7 protein-coding genes and 1 pseudogene are annotated in these 11,237 nt (G+C 40.7%); 3 read left to right on the top strand and 5 right to left on the bottom strand.

The window, feature by feature from the left end; all coding sequences use genetic code 11:
• Window positions 1–49 precede the first annotated feature (49 nt).
• From ABF638_RS34545 to ABF638_RS34535, 3 genes and pseudogenes are all read left to right on the top strand, one after another.
• Window positions 50–1,933: pseudogene (locus ABF638_RS34545) on the top strand (GAF domain-containing sensor histidine kinase); the annotation flags it as partial.
• A gap of 842 nt (window positions 1,934–2,775) precedes the next feature.
• Complete coding sequence (locus ABF638_RS34540; RefSeq protein ID WP_435027314.1) at window positions 2,776–4,350, top strand: mechanosensitive ion channel family protein; 1,575 nt, start codon at window positions 2,776–2,778, stop codon at window positions 4,348–4,350.
• 257 nt (window positions 4,351–4,607) lie between these two features.
• Window positions 4,608–4,826, top strand: coding sequence for a hypothetical protein (locus tag ABF638_RS34535; RefSeq protein ID WP_435027313.1), 219 nt, complete (start codon window positions 4,608–4,610; stop codon window positions 4,824–4,826).
• Between the two features lie 525 nt (window positions 4,827–5,351).
• Here the strand turns inward: ABF638_RS34535 and ABF638_RS34530 are convergent.
• From ABF638_RS34530 to ABF638_RS34510, 5 genes are all read right to left on the bottom strand, one after another.
• Complete coding sequence (locus ABF638_RS34530; RefSeq protein WP_435027311.1) at window positions 5,352–6,698, bottom strand: DUF58 domain-containing protein; 1,347 nt, start codon at window positions 6,696–6,698, stop codon at window positions 5,352–5,354.
• A gap of 543 nt (window positions 6,699–7,241) precedes the next feature.
• Window positions 7,242–8,015, bottom strand: a complete 774-nt coding sequence (locus ABF638_RS34525; RefSeq protein WP_435027309.1) for an NADPH-dependent oxidoreductase — start codon at window positions 8,013–8,015, stop codon at window positions 7,242–7,244.
• A 439-nt stretch (window positions 8,016–8,454) separates the two neighbouring features.
• A complete protein-coding gene (locus ABF638_RS34520) occupies window positions 8,455–9,573 on the bottom strand; it encodes a sulfonate ABC transporter substrate-binding protein (protein WP_435027308.1) in 1,119 nt (372 codons plus the stop codon).
• 164 nt (window positions 9,574–9,737) lie between these two features.
• On the bottom strand, window positions 9,738–10,499 hold the full coding sequence (locus ABF638_RS34515) for a class II aldolase/adducin family protein (protein ID WP_435027307.1): 762 nt from the start codon (window positions 10,497–10,499) through the stop codon (window positions 9,738–9,740).
• Window positions 10,483–11,157: a hypothetical protein gene (locus tag ABF638_RS34510; RefSeq protein WP_435027306.1), complete on the bottom strand. Its 675-nt coding sequence runs from the start codon at window positions 11,155–11,157 to the stop codon at window positions 10,483–10,485. The genes ABF638_RS34515 and ABF638_RS34510 overlap by 17 nt, the downstream gene beginning before the upstream one ends.
• Window positions 11,158–11,237: the final 80 nt, after the last annotated feature.

The following is an 11,237-nucleotide window of genomic DNA, read 5'->3' as shown; positions in this document are numbered from 1 at the left end:
ATGGTGAGGCGATTAGCATAAAATTTGACCCCTCAAAACTTTTCAAACATCCTCTAAGGACACAATCTTCTCATTGGCAAATGTTACATCCATCAGTTCCAGCACTTCCCACAATAGTAATGTATCTGTTGCTTTAGATTTAGCTGCCATTCTCAAAGCTTCTCATACTATCTCAGGCGAAATCGAATTTGAAAAACTGCTTTCATCGTTGCTTGAGATCGTCCTTGAAAATGCTGGGGCTGATAAATGCGTTTTCATGCTGTTGCTAGATGATTCGCTAGGCGATACCAAAACTGAACGCCTGTTAATCAAAGGTTCAATTACCACAGGTTCAAAGCCAGTTGTCTTGCAGCGTATTCCCATTGAAAACAGTCAAGACATTCCCCACAGACTGATTTACAAAGTCAAACATGATAGGCAGACTGCTGTAATAGTTGATGCGATCGCCGATCCGATCTTAGCCAACGACCCGTATATCATGCGTCAGCAGCCGAAAAGTATCTTGTGCAGCCCGATTTTGCATCAAGGTAAGTTGATGGGCATTTTATATCTAGAAAATAATTTAACAACGGGGGCGTTCACAGGCGATCGCGTCGAACTCCTGAACTTACTTTGCGCTCAAGCGGCAATTTCTTTGGAAAATTCCCGACTTTATGAACGTTCTCAGGAATATGCTCAACAATTAGAGCGATCGTTTGCCGAATTGAGTGCGAGTAACTCTCGTTTTGAAAAACTTGTAGACAACGTGCCTGGGGTGGTTTTTCAATACCAGATGAGTACTGATGGAATCCTATCGTTAAACTACATGAGTGCTGATTGTTACAATTTGTACGAAATTACGCCAGAGCAAGCCTCTGCCGAACCGATGTTTCTTGAGAAAATAGTACATCTAGATGATGTAGTTTCTTACCAGGAATCAAGCACTGACACCGTTCAAACTCTATCTCCCTGGCGTTGGGAGGGGCGAATCATTACCTTGTCAGGAATCGTCAAGTGGATTCACGGCGAATCTAGAATTGAACAGCGCGCGGATGGAACACTAGTTTGGGATGGATTCTTTTTAGATATTAGCGATCGCAAACGGGCAGAGCAAGAACTGCAAAACGCCCAATTACAAATAGTGCAAAGTGAAAAGATGTCAGCTTTGGGTAATTTAGTCGCAGGGGTAGCTCACGAAATGAATAATCCCCTCGGTTTTATTGCTGCCAGTCTCACACAAGCTAAACCCAGCATTGCTGATATTGTTGAACACTTGAAACTCTACCAAGAAAATTTACCAAATCCAGTCGATGAAATTACAGACCATGCTGAAGAAATCGACTTGGATTATACTTTATCAGACTTACCAAAAATACTTGATTCAATGTCTATGGCGTGCGATCGCCTCAAAAACATCAGCACCAGTTTACGTACTTTCTCTCGTGCCGATCAAGATTATAAAGTGCCTTTCAATATCCACCAAGGCATTGATAGCACCATTCTCATTCTCAAACACCGTCTGAAGGCTAATGAACAACGTCCGAAGATTGAAGTTGTCATCAACTACGGTAATTTCCCTCAAGTAGAATGTTTCCCTGGTCAATTAAATCAAGTATTTATGAATCTGATCGCTAATGCTATTGATGCCTTAGATGAATCTAATTATGGACGCACTTTTGAGGAAATTAAAAGCAATCCTAACTATATTACAATTACAACCTCAGTCGAAAATAAATTAGTTAAAATTGCCATTGCTGATAATGGGAAGGGAATGAGTGAACAAGTAAAATCAAAAATATTTGACCACTTATTTACTAGCAAAGCTGTTGGTAAAGGTACAGGGCTGGGGTTAGTGATCGCACGTCAAATTGTTGAAGAAACTCACGGCGGAAAATTGAGTTTTAACTCGGTTCAGGGTGAAGGTACAGAATTTATCATTGAAATTTCGGTGTAATTTTTGCTCTATATTCAAGAATTGTATAAGGTGTGTATAGTGAAAATAACCTATGCCATAGTCTGCCTGATAATTAGTAGGATAACGATGATATATTTCAAAGTAGTTACCGCTTTGAAAGCGAGTCATTAGTTTATCATAAAGCGATGAAACATTGATAGTAATATCCTTACTAATTGGATCTCCACCATTGCGGGGGTAAGTTTTCAATGTATAAATAACAGTACTTTTTTGCTCATCTTCAAAATAAGGATGATTAGGGTACTGGAGAATATATTCGGTTTTAAAACGATCGAGTTGAATAGGGAAAGTCGTTGAAGAATTGCTTTTAAAACTCAAAGTAGAAAACTATTCTTTCACAAGCGATAATTCAGCAGACTGAACAGATCGCAGCTGGTAGCTTTCAAAATAAGCTTGCTGTTGAGAAGCCTGTGTTTGAGGTGCCAGAGAGGAAAAATTCTATACCTTTACCATTTACCGCTTACCCCACTTCTGCAATAAATCTATTGTCTAACCGCTAAACCTCAGCCATTTCAACACACTTTGGTTCTTGTCATAGCGGTACGTCAAGCCGTCCCTAGTAGTGATAGAATCTCCTTTGCTTGCCTTACTTCTGATCGTACTAATGGAATAGTTAGTTAATTCACTCATTTCCTTATGAGTGAGCTTTTCAATTAAGGCTTCCTTTTATCATCAAAGCTGACTTACGCGACCAGTACCGTAAGTTGATTGTGGTTTTCTCAGTTAGTAGACTATTTCACTAATTTTTTTGGGCTAACATATCCCCGTATTTTTAAAAAATACGGGGATGTAACTACTTTTTCAGATATTTTTACTCCAAAATGAACATACTAATTATCCTCGGCGAAGTCATATTTTTCATAGTAATTTTTTCTATATTGAACTTGCTGATTGGTATCATATTCAAGCAGTTTACTAAACTTACTTGGCTTCAAGGAAGAACTGCAAACATCACTTTTCTGCGCCGCAGTATCAGCAAAATTTTAATTTCCATTTGTGTGATTATGTGTCTGGCGCTGGTTGGTGTGAATGGGATGGTGATTTATCGAGGTGGAAACATTCAGGAATTTCAACTTAATCTAATTCGTAGTCTTCCTAGCCAATTTTGGATCAATATTTTTACGGCAAGCTTCAAAAGCGTGAGTTTGCTATTGCTAGTTAAATTTAGCATTCCACCTTTAAAGCGGGGTATAGATTGGGTCTGCGATTACGCAAAGCAAGCCGATCAAATTAAGGCTAATGATGAGAGCATTGAGGTTTTTTTTAAAGTATTAAAAAGAATTATTGTTCATAGCCTTTGGATATCTTCTGTTATTTTATGTGCTAAATTTCTCTACATTCCAGAAGTTGTTCCCAAATATCTTTACATAGCTTTAAAAATATACATTATAATCACAATTGGTTTACTCATTATTAAAGCTGTTGCTACTATTGTTGATACGCTCGATGCTCTAAGTCTGAAATACTCTAGTTCTAACAATTTACTGCGTTTATACGAGCGTTTACGCCACTTAATTCCTCTCTTCAAAAAATCTTTGGAATACGTCCTCTATGTTGGCATAGTAAATCTTGTTGTTCCAGAAATAGAACCTATCGCTTGGATAAGTGCTTATACCCCTAGAATTGTGCAAATTATTGGGGTTTTCTTTATTAGCAATGTTTTGATTGAGGTCGTTTACTTTATCCTGGATGAGTTCTACTTAAAAACTACAGATTTAAATGATTCACAGCAACAGAAACGGCTGACGCTAATTCCCTTAATACGGAGTTTTGCCAAATATTTTGTTTACTTCACTGGTGGAGTAACTATACTCAAGCTGATTGGCATTGATCCTGCCCCTATCTTAGCCGGTGCAGGAATTGTGGGTATAGCAGTTGGTCTTGGGGCGCAAAACCTGATTAATGATGTTGTTTGTGGATTTTTGATTTTATTTGAAAACTATTACTTGGTAGGTGATTATGTCGAAGCCGGCAAAGTTGAAGAGAGAAATATTGAGGGAATTGTAGAGGCGATTGAACTGCGAACCACTCACGTCCGCCATCCTGATGGTCAATTGCAGATTGTTCGTAATGGGGATATCGGCTCAATTATTAACTTCTCTAAGCAGTATATATATGCAAGGGTAGAAGTTAGCGTTTCTTATGACTCCAATTTAGATCATGTGTATAGAGTAGTTGAGAAGGTAGGACAGCAGTTAAAAGCAGATGAACAGGATGTTCTAGAACCTACCCGCGTAGCTGGACTAGAACACTTTGGTGAGAATAATCTATTGCTGCTGACGCTGACAAAAGTCAAGCCGGGAAAACACCTTCATATTCAGCGTGTTCTCCGCAAGATATTGAAGGATACTTTTAGTCAAGAAGAAATTGAAATTTGCGGTTTTTCTAAGAATTGATACTAGCTCTTTTCAGGTATTTTTTCTACAAGGCAGTTATTATCCTTCTTTCAATAAATAAGGCGGGAGACAGAAGGTAGGAGGGAAGAGGATTTGACTACTTCTATAAAATCAACTGAATTATTACATAAAGCTATGCTGTAAAATTTACAATATCTACTTCTAATAATTTATCTACAAATTACTAGTGATTATAGCGTTTCCCGGTCTAGTGAGGTACAATAATTGATTAGACTGTGCATCTTAAAAAAATAGAAATGAAAGCATACTCATTTGACTTTCGTCAGAAGATAGTTGATACATATAAGACAAGTGGAATCTCACAACGTCAGTTAGCAGAAAGATTCAAAGTAGCTTTAAGTTTTGTTGAAAAACTACTCAAACAATATCGGGAAACAGAAAGTGTAGCTCCGAAAATCAGGATACAACAAACTCCAACAAAGTTAAACGAGCAAGAATTGAATGTTCTTAAATAAATTGTGTCAGCTAATAATGATGCTACCTTAGAGACTATACCGCTACTTACGACGTATTTTGCGTAAGTCCTAAGTTGTACTGAGTTTTTTCAGAAATCAAATATGAGTCCTATAGATAGAAAGTAAGAAAGGTGGGAAAAGTAGGATATTTTTTATCCCCCCTTGATTATCAGGTTATTGCACGGTAATTTGATGTATTAAGTACAGCTTTTGAAAGGGAGTTTAGGGTATGTAAAAAACTCACTAAAATTTTGAAATAATTTCAGAATTTTCAGTTAAAAAACCTGAAAAAAAATAGGGAAATCGAGTTAAAAAGGTACGCTCTTTTTAACTCCTTTTATATTGATATTCTTTGGAATTATTGAACATATTCCATCACTCTGGGGTGATATTGTGTCCGGTTAAAGAACAATACAGTTCAGATAAGACCAAAACATTTGTAGAAACGGCGATTTATCGCGTCTTGAAAACCTAAAATTTTGTACGATTAGCCCTTAACTGAACCGTATTGGGTTAAAGAATGGTCTAAAGTTGATTTCGCGCTTTGAGTTGCAGATATCGCTCAACCAACTGATCGGCAATTTGATTTGCTGGTGCATCTAGTACCAATACACCTTTTTGTTTCAGTTGGGCAAATGCTACTTGTCGTTGCATTAATAGATCTAATGCCACTGCACGTCCATAAGCACCTGGAACATCATCTGTGAAAGTGTGTGCTAAACGATCAACTTGCGGATCTCGCAGAGTTACGCAAAATGGCAGATAGCGGGGTGCTAGTTTCGAGAGTGCGGCTAGGAGTTCTGTAGAGGCAGTTACATCAACTAAATCGGTAATAACTACTACAAGCGCCCTCCGAGTTTGTCGCTGCAAAACATTTGTCACCGCCCCCAAATAATCAGATTCAAATAATACTGGTTGAATTGGAGTTAGCCGATCAATTAGCTGATTCAAATGATTTTGACCGCGTTCTGGGGGAATCCACGTATGCATCTGGCGGTCAAATACACCAACACCCACGCGATCGCCTCGATGTAAACCTGCCAAAGCTAAGGATAAAGTTGCATTCAAACCCCAATCAAATCGCTGCAAACTCTGCACTTTTGCCGTCATCAACCGTCCGCGATCGAGTAAAATCAGCAATGTTTGTTCCTGTTCTGGTTCTAGAACCCTCACCAGTGGCGTTGCATTACCATAAGCGCCAACCCGACGGGCGGTAGCTTTCCAATCGATAAACCGCAAATCGTCACCAGTGCGATAGTTTCGCAATTCGGCAAACTCTGTACCAATACCAGTTTTTCGAGATTGGCGGATTGATCCCGATGATTGCACTGTCAGACGAATTGTGAGCGATCGCAATCCCACTAAATCAGGATAAACTTTCACTGGTAAACTTTGAGCAATTTGCCAATCATCCCAAGCTAATCCCCAAAGTCCCAACTGTCGGACTTGAATATTTCCCCAAGGAAACTCTCCTCGTTGCGTCGGGTGAACGGTATACGTTAATTCCTCAGTGCTATTACTAGGAACAATAGCGCTCAGTGCAGGTGCAGACACGCCAAAACCTGTTGGGTAATAGTCGCGGATTTCAATTTGGGCGTTAGTATTTTGTGACATCACTTTTAGCACCACAGGATTATCCCGCCCAATGGATAATCGTGACGGTAATTCGCGGCTAATTTGCACACGAGAACGCCGCACCTGTAAACCATCTACAACCATCAATCCTAGAACGATGGCATCAAATAGCACAGTGATGACGATGGTTGCTCTGATAGTGGGAAATAAGGATAAGATCGGGGCGTAGGCGTAGCCCGTCGTAGATATCACTATACCCAAAACCAACAATAAATAAACTTGTCTGGAAGGAACCATTTTTTATCGCGAGAAGTTAGGAGTTAGATGTTAGGAGGCAGGGGGCAGAATTAACACACGTTTAAAAATGTGAAACTTAGGTTGTAGAGACTTTGTATCTCGCTGTACTCTACTCTGTTCCCTGTTCCCTTATTCAGTAAATTTCAATGTAACCGAAATAGGAAGACTTGCTAAGGTAGTTTTTCACTCTCCCCCCATGTGGCAAGGTTTGCAATCTAGGTAAAAGTAGGGGAAAGCATCGTGTGGTAATGTAAAAAAATAATTGTGGAATTTTAGCCAAACAGGAATGAATCGACTGAGGAAAGAAGATCTGGCACAAATGAACCGCGACTACTTCCAATCCCTGGATAAAGAGAAATTGGTAGAAGTTGCGGGAAATCTTCATTCTTTAGCAGTCGAACAAATAGAAAAATTAGAACAAAACTCAAGCAATAGTTCCCTACCACCATCATCAGACCAATTCAGAAGCCAAGAAAAAGGGCAATTAGAAGAAAAACAAGAAGCGGCAAGTCAAACCTCCGAAACGGAACCAAAGCCAGAAAATCAGGAAATTTCCGAAGAAAAGGAGAAATCAAAAAACAAGGGATTTGGGAAAAAATCGCCAGGGACATTCATCTTTTGTTCAGTATAGAATTCTTTGATAATGTCGTTGTAGTGAGCGATCGCTTCTTCTTGCTCGGCAAACTTATAGGTTTCACGGTGAAGTATCGCTGATTGCGGCAACCTTGGCTTAATTGCTGCTTCTACTTCAGGATTCGGATAGCCTACACATAGCCCAAATACAGCATACACCGAGGACGGCAAATTTAATATCTCTGCTACTTCTTGCGGGCGATTCCTGATTCCGCCAATGTATACTGTTCCCAAACCGAGTGATTCAGCTGCAACTGCGGCGTTTTGCGCTGCCAACGTTGCATCAATTGTTGCCATTACAAACATTTCCAAATATTCCAGCGCATCATGAGATATGCCGCGACTGTCAGCAACGTAACTTAGACGCGCCAAGTCTGCTAACCAAACCAAGAATAAAGGCACCTGCTTAATATGTGCTTGGTTTCCGGCTAGTTTGGATAACTCCTCTTTGCGCTGTTGATCTTCAACTGCTACCACACTCCAGGTTTGTAAATTAGAAGAAGTGGATGCAGATTGGGCGGCTGCAATGAGTAACTCCAGAGTTCCTGGTGGTAGAGGATCGGATAGATAAGACCGGATTGAACGGTGAGATAACAGTGCTGTCAGAGAATCATTCCATTCAATTTCAGGATTGAAGGGAATTTCACCATAGCGCGATCGCAATAGTTCTGTTGGATTAGTCATAATTAATTCCAAGATTTACATTTCAAAAATTGTCAGTTGTTTTATAAAGAAGAATTCAGGAGCGGAGCCGGAGACGCTCCGCCTCCGGTCAGATTCAGTAGGATTTACGCAAACAATAGCCGAAAGCTGATACCAATTTGAAAAAAGAATGCAACAAATAGACCATTTGTAGAGACGCGATTCATCGCGTCTTTACCCAAGGATGTGTTGCAATCATTAATTGAATTGGTATGATTTTATAGTAGGGGTAATTCATGTAGACACGAAGCGTCTACTCTTACGAGAACGCTTTCAGTGAACCCGCAGGGTACTGCCCCTACCGCGCGAGTTTTGCGTAAATCCTATTCAGTATGAATTGGAGCAATACTGGGTGGTAAATATGAGGAAAGTATTCTGAATTCTGTAATCTGACTTCTGTATTCCTCTTCATTATTCTGGTTTAAATCTTTGGTGAAAATGCAGCATATTGTTCTTTTGTTAGCACTCCATCTCTGACATTCACTTGTTTAGGAACCAGCTTTAACTGATAATATGTGTCAGCAACTGTTTGTTGTAAATTTATCAGATTATCATCAATTGGCACAATACCAAAAGTTCGCCTATTAGTAGCTTTCCTCATGGTTATTATGTCAATTCCTAGCACAGATGAGAGAGTTTGTGCTACTTCTTCTCGATGCTGTTTAGACCATTCTTCTAAGTTTTGAATTTCCTCTAAAACTGCCTTCACGGTTTGGGGATTTTCGGTGACAAATTTGCGGGTTGTCAAATAATATCCTCCCTGTTTATTAATTCCTGTTCCATCAACCAGGACTCTAGCTTTAGTTGCCTCTTGAGCTGCTGCATAGAAAGGGTCCCAAATTACCCATGCATCTACACTACCCTTAACAAATGCGGCGCGAGCATCAGCGGGAGGCAAATATTTAGGATCAATATCTGTATATTTCAATCCCGCTTTTTCTAAAGCTTGGACTAACAATAAGTGGGCGCTAGAACCTTTTTGAAAGGCAACTTTTTTACCTTTCAGGTCAGTAAGTTTTTGAATTGAGGAATTCTGGGGAACAAGAATTGCTGAACCAGCAGGACTAGCAGCAATACCAGCCACGTAAGTTAATGATGCTCCCGCTGCTTGGGCAAATATCGGCGGTGATTCTCCTACATGTCCGAAGTCAATACTACCGACATTCATCGCTTCTAGCAATTGTGGCCCCGCAGGAAATTCGATCCATTCTACAGATATACTATCTGGTGACAAACGTTTTTCTAAGACACCTTTGGTTTTCAGCAAAATATGCGATTTTTGATAGCCAAATCTGACTACTGTGGCTTTGCTGGAAGCAGAATTACTAACAGGTGTGGCACTGGGATTAGAAGAATTAACAGTAGATGTCGAGCAAGCAGCAAATAGCAAGCTTAAACACAGCCCTGTAACAAAAGCCCCCGCTATTGTTAAAGGAGAAGAAGAGAAGAATAACTTCTGTTGGTTGTTAAATGGGATATTCCTGAACTTGATCCACGATATCCACTTGGCAATGAAACGACGAAAGATTAGGTTAATCATCAAAATGATTTCTCTGAGCTATATGAATACTATAAACTTATAGGTTTACCGGAGTATATAAATAAATTTAGGGAAATTTGACACAAAAAATAGAGGCAGGAGGCAGTCCCGATGGTAAATTACTCCTTCCCCACTTATTTATCTCAGTGCCAAAAAACACAGCGTTAATTCAGCAAATCAGGTTCTTCGCGCACAATTCTGTCGTAAAGGGGCTGGAAACTGAACCACCCGCTTGTATGTGACCCCACTTGAGTTTGTGTTAAACGGGCTGTTTCGTGTTTGATAATAGTTGGTCTACCGGCAGCTTCTGCTAGCAGTTGGGCTTGGCACGATCGCTCTAAGCTAATGTACCAAAAGGCAGCTTCATCTACCGTATGTCCCACAGTTAAAATGCTGTGGTTACGTAGGATTATGGCTTTCTTTGGCCCCAAAGATTGCGCCAGTCGTTGACCTTCAGAAGTTTCTAAAACTACACCTGTGAAATCGTCAAACAGGGCATGGTCTTCGTAAAAAGCACAAGAATCTTGAGTCAAAGGGTCAAGGAGACGCCCCAAACTAGACCAGGCTTTACCATAAAGTGAATGGGCGTGAGCTGCTGCAATTACATCAGGTCGAGCTTCATGAATCTGAGAATGGATGGCAAAAGCAGCTCGATTTACTTCAGCATCGCCTTTAACCACCTCACCTTCTCTGTTAACTAAGAGCAGGTCAGAAACTCGGATATGACCGAAGTATGTCCCGAATGGATTGACCCAAAAATGGTCTGTAAACTCCGGATCGCGAGCCGTAATATGACCTGCGATTCCCTCGCTGAAGCCAAACTTACCAAACAGGCGAAAGGCAGCGGCTAGGCGCTGCTTGCGGTGCAGACGTTCGTCTTCAACTCGCTCGAATACTGGGGGTTGTGGTCTATCGTACTTGGGCATGTTCTTTTTCCTCCTCCTCTTTACAGGGAGCGTTGGAATATCCAGAGCGAAAAGATTTGACGCTGTGAGATTCTGGGATGAACTGGTGGCGCAAGACGCAACCAGTATCATTACCCAAGATATGAATAGATACAGATGCGTTCTGGGATGTGGTTTTGACGGCGTGGATATCACCATCTGGGGGTAAGAGGCGGTAGATATCCCCTGGTTGAAGCATACGCACTTCAGTTATTTGTAATTGTGCGTGTCCTTCGGCATCACCGTTATCTACACGGCGATAGACTGTTTCTTCTTGATTGCCTTTGTATAAACCAATCAATCCCCAGGCTAAATGGTCGTGGACGGGAGTCGTGGAACCTGGAGGAATCACCAAGCTGAAAACTGACAGGAAACGGTCTTTGGCGCGATAAAGTAGCCACTGACCAATACCGCCGCCCATCCGGCTTTCGGGATTGACTTGGGCAAACTTTTCCGGTAGCCATTCCTGTTGGGCAAGGAGTTCTTGAAAATAGGGTTCTAATCTAGCTAGAGTTTGTGTGCGATCGTCAACAGTACTAGCGCTAATTTCCCGCACTGTTGCTACAAAGGATCGTAGTTCCTGGCTTTCAATAAACCATTGGTCTTCTGGAAATGGTTCTAAGATGGTGTGGTTCGTCATCTATATTCCTCTATTTGGGAGGCTACTATAGCAATCCGATTTGATTTCTGAATCACTCGTAGAGGTAAGGGACTGGGGAT

Source organism: Nostoc sp. CALU 1950, assembly GCF_051172895.1.
GTDB lineage: Bacteria > Cyanobacteriota > Cyanobacteriia > Cyanobacteriales > Nostocaceae > Nostoc > Nostoc edaphicum_A.
This window is presented reverse-complemented; position numbering and strand designations above follow the sequence as displayed.